Here is a 17,326-nt window from a genome sequence, read left to right as displayed (position 1 = left end):
GGGTCAGGGTGCGGCGTGCGCGCCTTCCGAGGTGGCGGCCGGGGCCAGCCGATCGGACAGCGCGTCGTTGCGGTAGAAGGTGTAGGACAAGGTGATCGTCCTGATCTCCGGCGGCAGGTCCGGATCGACGATGAAACGCACCGGCATGTCGCGCTTCTCGCCAGCCTGCAGCGTCTGCGCGGTGAAACAGAAACATTCGGTCTTGCTGAAGAAGCCCGAGGCACGCGCCGGCGCCACCGAAGGCACCGCACTGCCGACTACCGCCTGCTGGCTGTCGTTGCGGGCGAAGTACAGCGCCTCGTTGAGTTCGCCGGGCACCACGTCCATGGTCAGCTGTTCGGGGTGGAACGACCACGGCAGGCGCGAATTGACGCCGCCATCGAACTCGACGCGCACGGTGCGCTTGCCGGTGGCGGCGCCGGTGCTGGCCTCGCTGCCGGGGCCGCGTTCCAGGCGTACGCCGAACACCTTCTCGCAGGCGATGCGGTACAGCGGCACCAGCGAGAACGTGAGCAGGAACACCGCCACCGCCACACCGATCAGGCGCGGCAGCCCCGCACTGCGTGACGGTGTGCTGGCTGGCGCCTCGCTCATCGGCCGATCACCCCGCTGAGGATGAAGCCGACGTAGACCAGCACGGCGATGGCGCCGACCCACATCGCCGTGCGCCTGGCGCGCTGGCGTTGCTGCTCGATGCCGTTTTCCGGGGCATCACCCGGGCTGTTGTAGAGCCGAGCCATGCTCGGCTGCTCCACGTCAGCCGAGCATGGCTCGGCTCTACCGGTCTGCAGCGGGCTCTCGTTATGCATGCCCCACCTCAATGCGTGATGTCGTCATGCGCCAGATCTCCCGGGCGGATGGTCGGCGGCGTGGTGAAGGTGTGCGCCGGTGCCGGCGACGGCAGCGTCCACTCCAGGCCGCGTGCACCCTCCCAGGAACGGGCCTCGGCCTTCTCGCCATTGCGCAGCGAGGACAGCAGGATCGCCGCCATCATGAACGGGGTGACGAACATGCCGAACGCACCGATCGAGCTGATCAGGTTCCAGTCGGCGAAGGCCACGCTGTAATCGGGAATACGGCGCGGCATGCCGGCCAGGCCGAGGAAGTGCTGCGGGAAGAACAGCAGGTTGACGAACACGATCGACCACCAGAAGTGCACCTTGGCCCACTTCTCGCTGTACATGCGCCCGGTCCACTTCGGCCACCAGTAGTACACCGCGGCGATCAGCGCGAACACCGCGCCGGTCACCAGCACGTAGTGGAAGTGGGCCACCACGAAGTAGGTGTCGTGGTACTGGAAGTCGGCGGCGACGATCGCCAGCATCAGGCCGGAGAAGCCACCGATGGTGAACAAAATGACGAAGGCCACCGACCACAGCATCGGTGCCTCGAACGTCAGCGAGCCACGCCACATGGTGCTGACCCAGTTGAACACCTTCACCCCGGTGGGGATCGAGATCAGCATGGTGGCGAACATGAAGTAGATCTCGCCGCCCAGCGGCATGCCCACGGTGAACATGTGGTGGGCCCAGACGATGAACGACAGGAAGGCGATCGCGGCGGTGGCGTACACCATCGCCTGGTAACCGAACAGCGGCTTGCGGCTGAAGGTCGGGATGATCTCGCTGACCACGCCGAAGGCGGGCAGGATCATGATGTAGACCTCGGGATGGCCGAAGAACCAGAAGATGTGCTGGTACATCACCGGGTCACCGCCACCGGCGGCGTTGAAGAAGCTGGTGCCGAAGAACTTGTCGGTCAGCAGCATGGTCACCGCACCGGCCAGCACCGGCATCACTGCGATCAGCAGGAAGGCGGTGATCAGCCAGGCCCAGCAGAAGATCGGCATTTTCAGCAGGTCGATGCCTGGCGCGCGCATGTTGAGCACGGTGGCGATGATGTTGATCGCGCCCATGATCGAACTGATGCCGGCCACGTGGATGGCGAACACGCTGAAGGCGACGTTGTAGCCACCCTGCAGCGACAGCGGCGGGTACAGCGTCCAGCCACCGGCCGGTGCACCGCCAGGAAGGAACAGGGTCAGCAGCAGCAGGCTGAAGGCCACCGGCAGCAACCAGAACGACCAGTTGTTCATCCGCGGCAGCGCCATGTCCGGCGCGCCGATCTGCAGCGGGATCATCCAGTTGGCCAGGCCGACGAAGGCCGGCATCACGCCACCGAAGATCATCACCAGCGCATGCACGGTGGTCATCTGGTTGAAGAACTCGGGCTTGACGAACTGCAGGCCCGGCTGCGCCAGCTCGGCGCGGATCACCACGCTCATCGCCGCACCGATGATGAACATGATGAAGCTGAAACCGAGGTACAGCGTGCCGATGTCCTTGTGGTTGGTCGAGAAGAACCAACGCTCGAAGAAGCTCTGGTGGTGATGGTGATCGTCGTGCCCAACTGCCGAGTGCGCCATTGCAAAACACCTCTCAGAATCGGTTGTCACCACGGCCGCTGGCGGCCGCGGGCTTTACATCACGCGCCGCTGGACGCTGTGGCAGGTGCGCTGCCCGCTTCTGCAGCAGCAGGCGCAGCCGGTGCTTCGCCCGCCGGTGCAGTCGGTTCGGCCGGTGCCGCAGGTGCCGCCGGCGTGGCAGGCGCCGCCGGCTTGCGCTGCGCCAGCCACTGTTTGAATTCCTCCTTGGACACCGCCTCGACCACGATCGGCATGAACCCGTGGTCCTTGCCGCACAGCTCGGCGCACTGGCCGCGGTAGACGCCCGGCTGCTCGATGCGGGTCCAGGCTTCGTTGATGAAGCCGGGGATGGCGTCCTGCTTCCAGCCCAGCGCCGGCACCCACCAGGCGTGGATCACGTCGTCGGAGGTGATGACGAAGCGCACCTTGGTGTCGACCGGAAGCACCAGCCGGTTGTCCACGTCCAGCAGATAATGCGGATGGCTCTCGCGGGTCGGCACGACGCCACTCTGCCGTATGCGGTCGGACTCGCGGTCCAGGCGGCTGGTGAAGGTGACGTTCTCGCCGAGGTATTCGTACTTCCACATCCACTGGTAGCCGGTGACCTTGACCGTCATCTCGGCGTCGCGGGTGTCGTACATCTTGATCAGGTTGGCCGTGGCCGGCCATGCCATCACGATCAGGATGATCACCGGGATCACCGTCCAGATGATCTCGGCCTTGGTGTTGTGGCTGAAGGTGGCCGCAACCGCACCCTTGGATTTGCGGAATTTGAAGATGGCGTAGGCCATCGCTCCGAACACGATGACGCCGATCACCGTGCAGATGATCAACGACAGGTTGTTCGATTCCCAGGCCAGGCGCGAGGTCTGGGTCACCCCCTTGCCCATGTTCAGCTGCCACGGCTTCGGATCGGCCGCCTGGGCCCAGGCCAACGCCGGCATCAGTCCCCCGGTCGCCAGCACTGCGGCAACCACGTTCACGCACTTCGTGCCCCACCTGCTGCTTTGCTTCATTGCCTAGACCCTTAGCGTCGTCGGTTGCCGCCATCGCTGGCGGCGAGCAAGCTTTCAAGTGTCTCTGCGAGCGTCTGACGTTCGGCCGGCGCGAGGAAACTCCCCACCTCCACCTGCCGGCCGCTGGATGCCAGCCGGACCCTCTCATCGTCGGTGAGCAGGCGCACCCAGTGGGGGTGGGCCCGGAACACCGGCGATCCACCGGGTACGGGAATGACCTCCACGTACGCCGGCACTACCCGGATCTCCTCCTGCCGTTCACCGCTGCGCCACAAGGCACGCAGCGCGGCCGCCAGCACCAGGCTGTACAGCAGCGCGAACAGGGGGGCGAATGCATTGCCGGCCAACCACCCGAGGGCGGACACCAGCCACATCGCACCCGACAACACGGTGAACAACAGGACGAACTGCCGGGCATCGAGCGCCCGTGGGGGACGCAGCCGCAGCTGCGTACCTGACCCATCCGGAGCTGGAAGCACCTCGATCATGTCGCAACCGCGTTCCTGCCGCGGGAAACGTCTCGATGGTAGCCCCGCCCTCTCGCCGGTAGCAAGGGTGCATTCACACTTTTTCCCATGCTGCAACACAGCATGAGGTCGGCGGCACGAATGACGAATTCAGCACAAATTCTGCGGCGCTTGCTGAACACGCTGAATCCACCGCAGCTAGGGACTATCAGCGCTTCACGAAGGTGGCTGCGGGGCACTTCCGCAACCCGCAAAAATGATTAAAATCGCCAAGTTTTCCATTGGCCGGACCGGCATGAACGCACCCTCCTCCTCCCCTGCCGCCCACGACGCCCTGCGTCCCGGCGCGCTGCTGTCGCCGGAATTGCCGGCGCCCCCCAACCCGTTCCGCCAGGCCATTACCGATGCCTGGCTGAAGGACGAGGCCAGCCACGTGCGCGAGCTGCTGGCGCAGGCCCGCCTGCCCGCCGAGGAACAGGCCAGGGTGCAGGCGCTGGCCGCCGACCTGGTCGGCCGCGTGCGCGTGCGCGCCAAGGACCAGGGCGCGATCGAAGCCTTCATGCGCCAGTACGACCTGGGCAGCGAGGAAGGCGTGCTGCTGATGTGCGTGGCCGAGGCGCTGCTGCGCATTCCGGACCAGGACACCGCCGACAAGCTGATCCGCGACAAACTGGCCGATGCCGACTGGGAAAAGCACCTGGGCGGCAGTGACTCGGTGCTGGTCAACGCCTCCACCTGGGGCCTGATGCTGACCGGCAAGCTGGTGCAGATGAACGATGCCACCCGCGCCGATGCGCCCAGCGCGTTCAAGCGCCTGGTCGGCCGCGTGGGTGAGCCGGTGGTGCGCCTTGCCGTGCGCCAGGCGATGAAGATCATGGGCCACCAGTTCGTCATGGGCCGCACCATCAGCGAAGCGCTGTCGCGCTCGCACAAGGGCGACAACGCCAGCTACCGCTACTCCTTCGACATGCTGGGCGAAGGCGCGCTGACCATGAAGGACGCGCTGCGCTACCTGGAAGACTACCGTCGTGCGATCCACGCCATCGGCGGCGATCACAAGGCACGCGGCGGCCGTCCGGACGGCGACGTCAACAACGCCCCGGGCATCTCGATCAAGCTGTCGGCGCTGTACCCGCGCTACGAGCACGCCAAGCGCGAGCGCGTGCTGAAGGACCTGGTGCCGGGCGTGCTGGAACTGGCGCAGCTGGCCAAGAGCTACGGCATCGGCTGCACCGTCGACGCCGAAGAGTCCGACCGCCTGGAACTGTCGCTGGACATCATCGAGCAGGTCTTCTCCGACGCCTCGCTGGCCGGCTGGGACGGCTTCGGCGTGGTGGTGCAGGCCTACCAGAAGCGCACCCCGTACACGATCGACCATCTGGCCGACATGGCACGCCGCGCTGGTCGCCGCCTGCAGGTGCGCCTGGTCAAGGGCGCCTACTGGGATGCCGAGATCAAGCGCGCGCAGATCGAAGGCTATCCGGGCTACCCGGTGTTCACCCGCAAGCAGAACACCGACGTGTCCTACCTGGCCTGCGCCAAGCGCCTGTTCACCCATGCCGACGCGATCTACCCGATGTTCGCCACGCACAACGCGCACACCATCGCTGCCGTGCGCAGCATCGCCAATGGCGGCGTGTACGAGCACCAGAAGCTGCACGGCATGGGCGACGACCTGTATGCCGAAGTGGTGCCGGCCGACCGCCTGAACCTGCCCTGCCGCGTGTATGCGCCGGTCGGTTCGCATGAAGACCTGCTGCCGTACCTGGTGCGCCGCCTGCTGGAAAACGGCGCCAACTCCAGCTTTGTCAACCGCATCACCGACGAGCGCGTGCCGATCGCCGACCTGATCCGCGATCCGGTCGAGATGGTGTCCTCGTTCGAATCGATTCCGCATCCCAAGATCCCGCTGCCGGTTGACCTGCTGCGCAGCCAGAACCACGACAGGAAGAACTCCATGGGCGCCAACCTCGCCAACGACAACGAACTGCGCGCCCTGGCCGAGCAGATCAACGCGGCCGTGAAGCCCTGGCAGGCCGCCCCGCTGGTGCCGGGTGCCAACCCGGCCGGCGCCGCGCTGCCGGTGACCAACCCGGCCGACACCCGCGAAGTGGTCGGCCAGTGGCTGGCCGCCGATGCCGCCACCGTGCAGAAGGCCCTGGCCAACGCCGTGGCTGCGCAGCCGGCCTGGAACCGCACCCCGGCCGCCAGCCGCGCCGCCATCCTCGAGCACGCCGCCGACCAGCTGGAAGCGCGCATGCCGGAGTTCATGGCGCTGTGCGTGAAGGAAGCCGGCAAGAGCCTGCCCGACAGCATCGCCGAAGTGCGCGAAGCCGTGGATTTCCTGCGCTACTACGCCAAGCAGGCGCGCGAGCAGTTCAGCCACGCCGAGAAGCTGCCGAGCCCGACCGGTGAATCCAACGAGCTGCAGCTGCACGGCCGCGGCGTGTTCGTCTGCATCAGCCCGTGGAACTTCCCGCTGGCGATCTTCCTGGGCCAGGTGGCCGCTGCACTGGCCGCCGGCAACAGCGTCATCGCCAAGCCGGCCGAGCAGACCAACCTGATCGGCTACTACGCGGTGAAGCTGCTGCACGACGCTGGCGTGCCGGCCGAAGTGGTGCAGTTCCTGCCGGGCGACGGTGCCACCGTCGGTGCCGCCCTGACCGCCGACCCGCGCGTGGCTGGCGTGGCCTTCACCGGCTCCACCGACACCGCCCGTGCGATCAACCGCGCGATGGCCGCACGTGACGCCGCCATCGGCGTGCTGATCGCCGAGACCGGTGGCCAGAACGCCTTCATCGCCGACTCCTCGGCACTGCCGGAACAGCTGGTCAAGGACGCGATCGGTTCGGCCTTCACCTCCGCCGGCCAGCGTTGCTCGGCCGCGCGCGTGCTGTTCGTGCAGGACGACATCGCCGACAAGGTGATGACCATGCTGGCCGGTGCGATGAAGGAACTGAAGGTCGGCAACCCCGGCCTGCTGTCCACCGACGTCGGCCCGGTGATCGATGCCGATGCGCTGAAGATCCTGCAGGACCACGCTGAGCGCATGGACCGCGAAGCGCGCCTGATCGCGGCTGCCGAACTGTCCACCGAAGCCGCCAACGGCACCTTCTTCGCACCGCGCGCGTACGAGCTGAAGGACCTGGGCCAGCTGCAGAAGGAAGTGTTCGGTCCGGTGCTGCACGTCATCCGCTGGAAGGGCGACCAGCTCGACGCGGTGATCGATCAGATCAACGCTACCGGCTACGGCCTGACCCTGGGCGTGCATTCGCGCATCGACGAGACCGTCGACCGCATCAGCAACGGCGTCCACGTCGGCAACGTCTACGTCAACCGCAACCAGATCGGTGCAGTGGTCGGCGTGCAGCCGTTCGGCGGCCAGGGCCTGTCGGGCACCGGCCCGAAGGCCGGTGGCCCGCACTACCTGCTGCGTTTCGCTACCGAGAAGACGGTAACGGTGAACACCACTGCCGCCGGCGGCAACGCCTCGCTGCTGACCCTGGGCGACTGATCGCCTGCGTGATGCGGCAAACGAAAAACCCCGCGAAAGCGGGGTTTTTTGTGCTTTGCTTCCTGTGGAGCCGAGCATGGGCTCGGCTCTACAGAGGCTGGGCCAGACTGAACCGATTGTCCGCACGCTTCGCCAGCTCGCGCTGCACGCGTGCGATGCGCGCTTCCAGGCCCCCCTCCAGCAGCACGTAGTCGACTCCCCGCGCCTCCAGCTCGCGCAGGTACCACGCATGCTGCTGCGCCCGGAAGGCTTCGCCCACGCGCGTGCCATCCTGGTCGAACGGAATATCCGGCGCGCACAGGAACTGCAGGTCGTAGCGTCGTCGTGCCGCCTGCCGCAGCGGCTCCGGTGCCGTGCCGAACATCCAGCCGCTGTAGCCCAGCGTCACCAGCGGCGTGGTATCGCAGAACAGCCAGCGATGCGCATGGCGTGCGGCCTCGTCTTCGTGCTGCGGCTGTGCCATTGCGATGCGAAGCAGATCATCTGGCGTCAGCTCTCCGCCCTGCTGCTCCCATAGTGTGCGGCCATACTCCGGCACCCAGGCGGTCTGCAGGCGCTCGGCCATCATGCGCGCCAGCGTGGTCTTGCCGCTGGACTCGCCACCAATGAACGCCACGCGCTGCACATAGCCGGCATAGACCTGCGGCGCGAGACCACGGCGGTGCGCATGCGGATCGGCGCGCAGCTGGGTGCCACACGCCTGCCCGACGTCCAGTGCGCGTTCGAGCCGCTCATGGCGTACCGGCGCACCAAAGCACGTGGCCAGCGCCTGCGCGAAGCCGTCACCGTAGTCCTCACCGGTGTACACCGCCTGCACCGGCCCACCGAACAGGTTCAGGCACAGCCAGGCGGTAAAGTCGCGCTGCACCTGTTCGTCATCACTGTCCTGCGGCAGCGTTCGCACTGGCAAACCGTGCTCCGTGCACAATGCCGCCAGTCGCGCGTCATCCAGCACCGCTACCGTCGCTCGCGGGAAACGCGCACGCAGCCAGCGCTCGCGGCGCTCGGCGCTGTAGCCGGCAAAGCCCGGCTGCGACCAGCCGATCACCAGCAGTTGCGTACAACGCGTGGCGGCAAACTCGATCAGGTGTTCGTGACCCAGATGCAGCGGGCAGAACTTGCCCACCACCAGGCCGCGTGCAACGCGCTCAGGCAGCAGCATCGGCCGTCTTGGCCTCGTCACGCATCAGGTGCCGCCAATGGCGCAAGGCCACCAGCGCATTGATCCAGAAGCCCACGTACAGGATCGAGGTCAGGTGCAGGCCACGGCTGTAGTACAGCGGTACCGCAACGGTGTTCACCAGCAGCCACACCCACCACGATTCCAGCTTGCGTCGCATCATCAGGATCTGCGCGATCACACTCAGCACCAGCACTGCCGAATCGATGTACGGCGCATAGGCGTTGGTCAGTCGGGTCAGCATCCAGCCGTAGCCGAAGGTGGCCACTACCGCCAGCGGCGCCAGCCAGGCCCAGGCACGTGGGCGCAGCGCGGTGATCGGCAGCGGCGCGCCATGGTCACCACGCAGCCACTGCCACCAGCCCAACACGCTGATGGCGATGAAGAAGAACTGCAGCACCATGTCCGCATACAGGTGCGATCGTTCGAACACGGCAGCAAACAATGCGCAGCCGACGATGCCCAGCCACCAGGTGTGCACGTTGTTGCGGCCGGCCAGCAGGATCGAGCCGGCGACGGCGATGTTGGCGGCCAGCTCCAGCTGGAAGTTCGGATCGGACAGGTTCATGGCGCTATTGTCATGGATCCTGGCCACCGATGGAGACACTCGCGCTGGATCCATTCCAGGCGCGGGTGGTCCGAGGCCCCAAAAAAAAGACCCCGCTTGCGCGGGGCCTCCTTCGCACTGCTTCAGGCAATCGCCTGGATCAGAACTTGTACTGCAGCGAAGCCGCCAGCACGTCGCCGCTGACCTTGTACTTGCCGGTCACGGTGTTGGCCGTGGCCGAGGTCGAGTTGACGTTCGGATCCTTGGTGAACAGGTGGGTGTAGCCCACGCTGTATTCCATCTTGTCCGAAGCGGCGTAGGTCATACCCAGCGACAGCCACTTGCGGGTGGTGTCCGGCACGCGCACGTCGCGGTGGGCGTCGGTGGTCGGGGTCTGGTCGTAAGCCAGGCCGCCACGCAGGGTCAGCTTGTCGTTCACGCGGAAATCGGTACCGATCGACGCGAAGGTGGTGTCGCGGTAGTGGAACGGCAGCACGCTGTCCGGCTGGTTGGAGTCGTAATCGACGACGACCTGGTCGAACTTGCTCCACGCGGTGCGGGTGACTTCGGCCATGATCTGCCACTGGTCGTTCACGCGGTGGGTGAAGCCCACGGTGGCGCTGGCCGGCAGGGTGATGGTGGCGCGACCGTTGCTGTCGATGAAGGTGCCCGGAGCAGCCTGCGACAGGAACGCGGCAGCCTGCGGCGTCATGGTGAAGTCGGCCTTGCCGTCGGTGATCTTGTGCTCGACCTTCGAGCGGTAGCTGAAGGCGATGTTGGTGCCTTCCACCGGGGTGACGGTCACGCCGAGGGTGTAGCCCACCGACACTTCATCACCCTTGATGCGCAGGTAGCCATCGGCGGTACCCGGCGAGAAGCCGAGCTGGGCGGCCTGGCGTGCAGCTGCCTGCGACGCCGCTGCGGCCTGGGCCGGGGTGCCACCCGCAGCCAGTACACGCGCCGCAGCAGTGCGCTGGGCGCTGGCGTTGATCGCGGTGCCGCCGTCAACGGCGCTGGTCAGGTCGACGTTCAGGCGCTCGGCAAACACCGACGCACCGAACGAGAGGTACGGGTTGACGTCGTAGGAGAACGCGACGCCCAGGTCGATCGCCTGCAGCTCGGTCTTGACGCCGTTGTAGCGGCCGACCCAGTCGCGGTCATATTCGGTCTTGAAGCCGAACGGCACGGTCAGCGATGCACCGAAGTGCATGTTGTCGTTCTCGCCGAACGGCAGGTGGAAGTAGGCCGCCGGAACCGGGGCGATCATGCCGGCGTCGCCGCCGTTGCCGCCGGAAATCGGAGCGCCGTTGGCGTACTTGCCCTGGCCACGGAACTTGGCGCCGAAGCTGATGGCGCTGACGTCGCCCTGGATCAGGGTGCCGTCGAGCAGGCGCATGGAGGCCGGGTTGGTGGCGATGACCGAGGCGTCACCTTCGGTCGAGGTGGAGCCGGCGAACGCGCGGCCCAGGCCCTTGGCGCTGTTTTCCTTCAGCTGGAAGGCGGCAGCATTGGCATCGGCGGCGGCCAGCGCACCGGCAACGCCGACGGCCAGCAGGGTCAGTCGGGCAATGGTGGAAGCGGTTTGCATCGTAGTTCTCTCTCTCCGGTAAGCGGTGATGGTGCTCTGAGTGCGCCTGCGCCCGGCAGGCCCAGAGGCCCGTCGAAGCGCGCCGGATTCCCCTCCCGACATACGACGCCGTATGCGAGTATTACCCAGAGCCGTTAATGAAACAATAACGACGCAGGCGGTTTTTTCGTCTCAAAAGCTGAACAGGACAATCCCCGTCGCAAGCGCCCGCACGCTAGGCTAGTGCCATGTTCGTCTCCCTCCCGTCTCGCAAGAAGGCGGCCCTGCGCTGGGCCACGCCCGTGCTGTTTGCGGCACTATGGCTGGCGTTCCTGTGGTCGATCTCGCGTCCGGACGATGCCCGTGGCAGTCTCTGGCTGGACTGGGGCGCCCTGTCCACCGGCCTGACCCATCCACTGGACTGGTGGGCCACCCTGCAGGACGGCAGCGTGCTGCGCCTGTTCACCGCCCTGTTCCTGCACGCCGATTGGTCGCACCTGCTGGGCAACCTGGTGTTCCTGCTGATCTTCGGCCTGCCTGCTGAGCGGGTGCTGGGGCCGTGGCGGTTGCTGCTGCTGTTCCTTGTAGGCGGTGCGGTATCGAATCTGGTGGCGATCTACACCATGGGCAGCCCGGACCAGATCATCATCGGCGCCAGCGGCGCGGTGTCGGCGCTGATCGGCGCCTATCTGGCCCTGTTCCCGGGCGCCCGGCTGGGCGTGGTGATCCCGCTCGGCCTGTTCCTGGAATTCGTGCGTGCCCCGGCCTACCTGCTGATCGGCGTCTGGGCCGCACTGCAGGTGGTGTTCGCCCATATCGGCCCCAGCTTCGGCATGGTGGCCTGGTGGGCGCACATCGGCGGCTTCGTGTTCGGCGTGGTGTACGGGGTCTACGTGCGGGCGGCCATCGCCCGCCGCCTGCGCAAGCGCCACGGCTTCTGACGCCGGGTAGTGCCGGCCGCTGGCCGGCTCCACGCTCACCGGCCGGTTCGTAGATCAGTCGAGCAGGGCTCGACTCTGCAGAATCAGGGCTTGGCCGGGGCCGGTGCGGGCTTTGCTTCCGGCTTGCTCTCCGCCTTCGGTTCGACCTTGGCATCCGGCTTCGCCGCACCGGCCTTCGCGGCCTTGGCCGCATCCGCCTTGGCGGCTTCGGCCTTCAACCGTGCGGCCACCGAGCCTGGGTTCTTCAGCTCGGCCAGCGCGTCGTTGATCGGGCCATCGCCCGGCAGCACCGCACCGGCGTGGTAGCCCTCGGTGCCTTCGTCATCGCCGCGCAGATGGCCCGGCAGGGTCGCTTCGCTGTAGTCGCTCAGGCTGGCCGGCAGCGCATCGTCGGCCGGCGTCGGGGCGGGCTTCAACTCAACGTCCGGCACGATGCCGGTAGCCTGGATCGACTTGCCGCTGGGCGTGTAATAGCGCGCGGTGGTCAGCTTCACCGAATCACCGTTGTCCAGCGGCAGCACGGTCTGCACCGAGCCCTTGCCGAAGGTGCGGCTACCGACCACGCGCGCGCGCTTGTTGTCGCGCAGCGCGCCGGCCAGCACTTCCGATGCGCTGGCCGAACCGGCATCGGCCAGCACCACCACCGGTGCGCCCTTCAGCAGGTCGCCCGGGGTCGCGTCAAACCGTGCATCGCTGATGCTGATGCGGCCACGGGTGCTGACGATGTTGCCCTTGTCGAGCAGATCATCGGCCACCTGCACCGCAGCGGTCAGCAGGCCACCCGGGTTGCTGCGCAGATCGAGCACCAGGCCCTTGAGCTGGCCACCGGCCTGCTTCTGCAACTGCTGCACCTGCTTCTGGAAGTCCGAACCGGTATCGGCCTGGAAGGTGCTCAGACGGATGTAGCCGTAGCCCGGTTCCAGCATGCGGCTCTTCACGCTGGTCACGCGAATGGTCTGGCGGGTCAGGCTCACGTCGAATGGCTTGGGCTTGCCTTCGCGCACGATGGTCAGCACCACCTTGCTGCCGGCCGGGCCACGCAGCGGTTCACTTGCATCAATGGCGCTGATCGGCTTGCCGTCGATGGCGATGATCAGGTCACCGGCGAGGATGCCGGCCTTGGCCGCCGGCGTGTCGTCGATCGGCGAAATGACCTTCATGCTGGCGTTGTCCGGCTGCTGCTGCAGCTCCACGCCGATGCCCTCGTAGGCACCGTTGGCCTGCTCGTCGAAGGCCTGCGCGTCTTCCTTGTTGAAGTAGGTGCTGTGCGGATCGAGGTCGAGCAGCAGGCCGCGCACGGCCGACTGCATCAGCTTCTTGTCATCGACCGGGTCGACATAGGCGGCGCGCACCGCGTTGTACACAGCCACGAAACGGCGGATTTCCTCCAGCGGCACCTTCGAGGTCACCGCCTCCTCGCTGTTCGCTGCCTGCCCGCTGGTTTCCTGGCTCGGGGCGGGCGCGGTCTGCTGCGCCCAGGACAGCGCTGGCAACAGGGCCAGCAAGAGGGTGGCGGTACGGGCTGCGCGCATGGATCACTCCTGTCGACGGTGGCATGGTGCCCAAGGCACATGCACCGATTATGCGCGAAGCACAGCTAAATTCCCGTTGAATCCAGCCCGCACGTGGCGGGCCGGGATTCAGCGCCGCTGCAGCCAGCTGTCCGGATTGACCGGCTGCCCGCCACGGCGCAGCTCGAAGTACAGCGCGGTCACGCCCTGGCCCCCGGAATTGCCGACCTTGGCCACCGCATCGCCGCGGCTGACCCGCGCGCCGGCATCCTTCAGCAGGGTGTCGTTGTGGGCATACAGGCTCATGTAGCCATTGCCGTGGTCGACGATCAGGATCATGCCGTAGCCGGTCATCCAGTCGGAGAACACCACGGTGCCGTCGGCCACGGCGGTGACGGTGCTTCCGGCCGGGGCGCCGATCAGCACGCCGCTGCTGGTGCGGCCATCGGGCAGCTTGCCGCCGTAGCGGGCCAGCAGGTTGCCGGACAACGGCCAGCCCAGGCCACCGACCTTCGGGGCCGGTGCGGACGCCACCGCCGGCGGAACCTTGGTGGGCGGCGGCGGCCGTCCCTGTGCCGCGGCCTGGCGTGCCGCACGTTCGGCGGCAGCCTTCTCCGCTGCCGCACGGCGCGCAGCCGCGCGACGCTCGGCCTCGGCGCGGGCCGCAGCAGCACGCAGATTGGCCAGCAGTGTTTCCAGCGCCTTGGCATCCTGGCCCAGCGCCTGTTCCTTCTCGCGCTGGTCCTTGAAGCGCTCGTCCAGCGAGGCCACGGTCTTTGCGCGATCGCGACGGTCGGCTTCCAGCGCCGCGGCCTGCTGCTTCTGGTCCTGCTGTGCACCCTGCAGCTTCTGCCTGCGCTCGGCGATCTGCGCCTGCAGCGCTTCCAGTTCCTTCAGGTCAGCGGTCAGCGTGGTGATGCGCTGTGCCCGCTCGCGCTGCAGGTAGCGGTGGTAGGCCAGGGCGCGATTGGCATCGGCCACCGTGTCCTGCGACAGCAGCAGTTTCAGGGGGGCGTGATTGCCCAGCTGATAGGCCGCACGCAGCAGGCCAGCCAGTTCGCGGTGCTGCTGGGCGAGGTTGGCCTGCAGCGTGCTGCGGCGCTGTTCGGCCTCGGCCAGGGCCCTGCCCTGCTCGCGCAGCGCGGTTTCGGTCTGCGCAAGCGCACGGCCGGTGCGGGCCACCTTCTCATCGGCCTCGCGCAGCTGCTGCGAGGCCTGGCCACGCTGTCCCTCGATCTGCCGACGCTCCTGCGCCACGCCCTTCAGCTCACTGCGCAGTTTCTGCAGCTTGCGCTCGGTCTCGCGGGTGGTCTGCGCTGCGCCCGGCAGCGGCAACGCCAAGGCGATCGCCAGCCCCAACAGCAGGCAGCGCCCGCCGCGTACGGCGGCGATGTGATGTCGGCGTGATGGGAAGGCGTTGTCGCGCAAGGGCTTTCCAGTGACTTCAGGCAGTTGCAGGGGGTACCGGGGAATGGTGACATCTCCGCACGCGGCCTGCCAGCCGCACATCCATCGAGGTCTCCATGAAAACTCTTTCCATTCCGCTGCTGTTGGGCGTACTGCTGGCCACCGGGCCGGTCTGTGCCCAGGAGAACATCAGCAAGGTCAACGGCAGCATCAGCGCCGAAGCCGGCCAACGCTACGGCAAGCTCGACACCGTCAACGGTGGTATCCGTGTCGGCGAAGGCGTCGAGACCGGCAGCATCGACACCGTCAACGGCGGGGTCAAGGTGGCCGACCGTGCACGCACCGGCAAGATCGAAACGGTCAACGGCGGTGTGCGCCTGGGACGTGAGGTGATCGCGCGCGGCAGCGTCAGCACTGTCAACGGCAGCATCTTCACCGACCGCGGCACCCAGGTCGAAGGCGGCGTCGAAACCGTGAACGGCGGCATCGGCCTGGTCGAAAGCCGCGTCGGCAAGGACGTGGAGACCGTCAACGGTGACATCACCGTGGGCATCGGCTCGCAGGTCAACGGTGGCGTGCACGTACGCAAGCCGAACTTCAGCGTCTCGCTGACCGCCAGCCGCAAACCACGCGTGATCATCGGCCCGAATGCCGTGGTCAATGGCCCCCTGCAGTTCGAACGTGAGGTGGTGCTGTACGTACACCGCAGCGCCCGCATCGGGCCGGTCACCGGCGCCGAGCCGATCCCGTTCGACACCGAAACCGCTCCGGCGGACTGAGCGCACCGCGCCTTCGGGTTCGGTGATACTCGCTGACACCGGCCGTGCACGACGCGCGGCCGCCCTTTGTTACCCAGGAATCGACGATGCCCCGCAAACTCCTCCTGTGCCTGGCCGCTGCGGCCGCGCTCAGTGCCTGCAAAGGCGAAGACACCCCGGCCGCCGCGCCAGCCACCGACACCGCTGCAGCGAAGCCGGCCGCCCATCAGTTCTCCCCGGAAATCAACGCCGGCGACTTCGCCGAGATGGTCAAGACGCTGGCTTCGGACGAATTCGAAGGCCGCGCCCCAGGCAGCAAGGGCGAGGAGCTGACGGTCAACTACATCCGCGACCAGATGCAGCGCATCGGCCTGCAGCCCGGCAACGGCGACAGCTGGTTCCAGGATGTGCCGATGACCGAAACCACGGCCGACGAGTCGACCGTGCTGAAGATCACCCAGGGCGGCAAGACCACCGAACTGAAGTTCGGCACCGACATGGTGGTGGGTACCCGTACCGGCCAGGCCGAGGTGAAGGTCGATGCCAGCGACCTGGTGTTCGTCGGCTACGGCGTCGACGCGCCGGAGCAGAAGTGGAACGACTACGCCGGCCAGGACTGGAAGGGCAAGACGGTGGTCATGTTCATCAATGACCCAGGCTTCCATGTCGATGACGCGAAGCTGTTCGACGGCAAGCGCATGACCTACTACGGTCGCTGGACCTACAAGTTCGAGGAAGCTGCGCGCAAGGGCGCCGCTGCCGCGCTGATCGTGCACGACACGGCCGGCGCGTCCTACGGCTGGGACGTGGTGAAGAACTCCTGGGCGGGCCCGCAGTACGACCTGCCGGCCAAGGATGACCCGGAAGCCCGCATTCCGGTGCAGGGCTGGCTGAGTGCCGACGCCGCCAAGGCACTCTTCGCCGGTGCCGGCCTGGACCTGGCGCAGGCCTACAAGGACGCCAGCAAGCGCGGCTTCAAGCCGGTGCCGCTGAAGGCCACCGCTGCGGTCGACCTGAAGAGCCAGATCGCGCAGAAGCAGTCGCGCAACGTGGTGGGCGTGCTGCCGGGCAGCAAGCGTGCCGACGAGGCCGTGCTGTACATGGCGCACTGGGATCACCTGGGCAAGCATGAGGGTGAGACCGGCGACAACATCTACAACGGGGCGGTCGACAACGCGACCGGCGTGGCCGGCATCCTCGAGGTGGCTGAAGCGATGGCCCACCAGGAGCCGAAGCCGGAGCGTTCGGTGGTGTTCCTGGCGGTGACCCTGGAAGAATCCGGCCTGCTGGGCTCGAAGTACTACGTTGCCCATCCGACCTTCCCGCTGGACAAGATCGCCGGTGTGATCAACATCGACGCGATGTCGGTGGCCGGCCGTGCGAAGGACGTGACCGTCACCGGCTTTGGCAGCTCGGAGCTGGAGGACATCCTCAAGCCGCTGGCCGCCGCCCAGGACCGCACCCTGCACGGCGAGACCTCGGTGCAGAGCGGCTTCTACTTCCGCTCGGATCACTTCAACTTCGCCAAGGCCGGTGTGCCGGCCCTGTACGCCGATGGTGGCGAGGATCTGCGAGAGGGTGGCGTGGACGCCGGCCGCAAGGCTGCGGCGGACTACGGTGCCAACCGCTACCACGGCCCGAAGGATGAGTTCGATGCAGCCACCTGGAAGCTGGACGGCACCGTCGAGGACCTGCAGCTGATGTACGGCGTCGGCAAGGAACTGGCCGGTGGCGATCGCTGGCCGAACTGGTACGAGGGCAACCCGTTCAAGGCCGCCCGCGACGCGATGATGAAGGACAAGGCACCGGCCGCAGCAGAGTAGAGTCGAGCCATGCTCGACTGAACATCGTTGAGGTCAAAGCGGCGCCCCTTGGGGCGCCGCTTTTTTTTGCGTGGCTAACCGCCCCGCCGCTGGTAGGCGCCACGGTTGGTGGGTGCCAACGGACCCGCCGCTGGTGGGTGCCAACCTCGGTTGGCACCGCTCTCCGCGGA

Annotated in this window: 14 protein-coding genes; 4 read left to right on the top strand and 10 right to left on the bottom strand. The window is 67.0% G+C overall.

Going from position 1 to position 17,326, the window contains the following annotated elements; genetic code table 11:
- Positions 1-3: 3 nt before the first annotated feature.
- The 5 genes from N5J73_RS17835 to N5J73_RS17815 are packed head-to-tail and all read right to left on the bottom strand — an operon-like array spanning position 4 to position 3,929.
- Positions 4-594, bottom strand: coding sequence for a cytochrome c oxidase assembly protein (locus N5J73_RS17835; RefSeq protein WP_164078642.1), 591 nt, complete (start codon positions 592-594; stop codon positions 4-6).
- Positions 591-809 (bottom strand): hypothetical protein, encoded by a 219-nt coding sequence (locus tag N5J73_RS17830; protein WP_049449428.1) that lies wholly within the window; start codon positions 807-809, stop codon positions 591-593. The genes N5J73_RS17835 and N5J73_RS17830 overlap by 4 nt, the downstream gene beginning before the upstream one ends.
- 8 nt (positions 810-817) lie before the next feature.
- Positions 818-2,425: a cytochrome c oxidase subunit I gene (ctaD, locus tag N5J73_RS17825; RefSeq protein ID WP_005407790.1), complete on the bottom strand. Its 1,608-nt coding sequence runs from the start codon at positions 2,423-2,425 to the stop codon at positions 818-820.
- A 59-nt stretch (positions 2,426-2,484) separates the two neighbouring features.
- Positions 2,485-3,441 carry a cytochrome c oxidase subunit II gene (gene coxB, locus N5J73_RS17820; protein ID WP_049451540.1) on the bottom strand — a complete coding sequence of 319 codons (957 nt, stop codon included), beginning with the start codon at positions 3,439-3,441 and terminating at the stop codon, positions 2,485-2,487.
- An 11-nt stretch (positions 3,442-3,452) separates the two neighbouring features.
- Positions 3,453-3,929 carry a DUF2244 domain-containing protein gene (locus N5J73_RS17815; protein ID WP_004153894.1) on the bottom strand — a complete coding sequence of 159 codons (477 nt, stop codon included), beginning with the start codon at positions 3,927-3,929 and terminating at the stop codon, positions 3,453-3,455.
- A gap of 274 nt (positions 3,930-4,203) precedes the next feature.
- On the opposite strand from N5J73_RS17815, the gene putA reads away from it, so the two are divergent.
- Positions 4,204-7,422: a bifunctional proline dehydrogenase/L-glutamate gamma-semialdehyde dehydrogenase PutA gene (gene putA, locus N5J73_RS17810; protein WP_049449430.1), complete on the top strand. Its 3,219-nt coding sequence runs from the start codon at positions 4,204-4,206 to the stop codon at positions 7,420-7,422.
- An 88-nt stretch (positions 7,423-7,510) separates the two neighbouring features.
- Here the strand turns inward: putA and N5J73_RS17805 are convergent, their stop codons facing one another.
- The 3 genes from N5J73_RS17805 to N5J73_RS17795 form a co-directional block, all read right to left on the bottom strand.
- Positions 7,511-8,584, bottom strand: a complete 1,074-nt coding sequence (locus N5J73_RS17805; protein ID WP_049449432.1) for an AAA family ATPase — start codon at positions 8,582-8,584, stop codon at positions 7,511-7,513.
- The gene (pnuC, locus tag N5J73_RS17800; protein WP_049449434.1) at positions 8,571-9,170 is read right to left on the bottom strand and encodes a nicotinamide riboside transporter PnuC; all 600 of its coding nucleotides are present in this window, start codon (positions 9,168-9,170) and stop codon (positions 8,571-8,573) included. The genes N5J73_RS17805 and pnuC overlap by 14 nt, the downstream gene beginning before the upstream one ends.
- Positions 9,171-9,309: 139 nt before the next feature.
- A complete protein-coding gene (locus N5J73_RS17795) occupies positions 9,310-10,737 on the bottom strand; it encodes an outer membrane protein transport protein (protein WP_049449436.1) in 1,428 nt (475 codons plus the stop codon).
- Positions 10,738-10,964: 227 nt separating this feature from the next.
- Here N5J73_RS17795 and N5J73_RS17790 point away from each other — a divergent pair, with 227 nt between their 5' ends.
- On the top strand, positions 10,965-11,657 hold the full coding sequence (locus tag N5J73_RS17790) for a rhomboid family intramembrane serine protease (RefSeq protein ID WP_019662230.1): 693 nt from the start codon (positions 10,965-10,967) through the stop codon (positions 11,655-11,657).
- Positions 11,658-11,740: 83 nt separating this feature from the next.
- On the opposite strand, the gene N5J73_RS17785 is transcribed toward N5J73_RS17790, so the two are convergent.
- On the bottom strand, positions 11,741-13,189 hold the full coding sequence (locus N5J73_RS17785) for a S41 family peptidase (protein WP_049449438.1): 1,449 nt from the start codon (positions 13,187-13,189) through the stop codon (positions 11,741-11,743).
- A gap of 108 nt (positions 13,190-13,297) precedes the next feature.
- Positions 13,298-14,596 carry a peptidoglycan DD-metalloendopeptidase family protein gene (locus tag N5J73_RS17780; protein WP_049449441.1) on the bottom strand — a complete coding sequence of 433 codons (1,299 nt, stop codon included), beginning with the start codon at positions 14,594-14,596 and terminating at the stop codon, positions 13,298-13,300.
- A 95-nt stretch (positions 14,597-14,691) separates the two neighbouring features.
- Between N5J73_RS17780 and N5J73_RS17775 the strand changes: the two genes are divergently transcribed.
- Together N5J73_RS17775 and N5J73_RS17770 are read left to right on the top strand one after the other, a co-directional pair.
- Positions 14,692-15,354, top strand: a complete 663-nt coding sequence (locus N5J73_RS17775) for a hypothetical protein (RefSeq protein ID WP_049449443.1) — start codon at positions 14,692-14,694, stop codon at positions 15,352-15,354.
- 86 nt (positions 15,355-15,440) lie between these two features.
- On the top strand, positions 15,441-17,156 hold the full coding sequence (locus N5J73_RS17770) for a M28 family metallopeptidase (RefSeq protein ID WP_049449445.1): 1,716 nt from the start codon (positions 15,441-15,443) through the stop codon (positions 17,154-17,156).
- Positions 17,157-17,326 lie beyond the last annotated feature (170 nt).

Source organism: Stenotrophomonas sp. GD03654 (genome assembly GCF_029845105.1).
GTDB lineage: Bacteria > Pseudomonadota > Gammaproteobacteria > Xanthomonadales > Xanthomonadaceae > Stenotrophomonas > Stenotrophomonas africana.
Note: the sequence above shows the minus strand (reverse complement) of the source record. Positions and strands in the feature narration are given on the sequence as shown.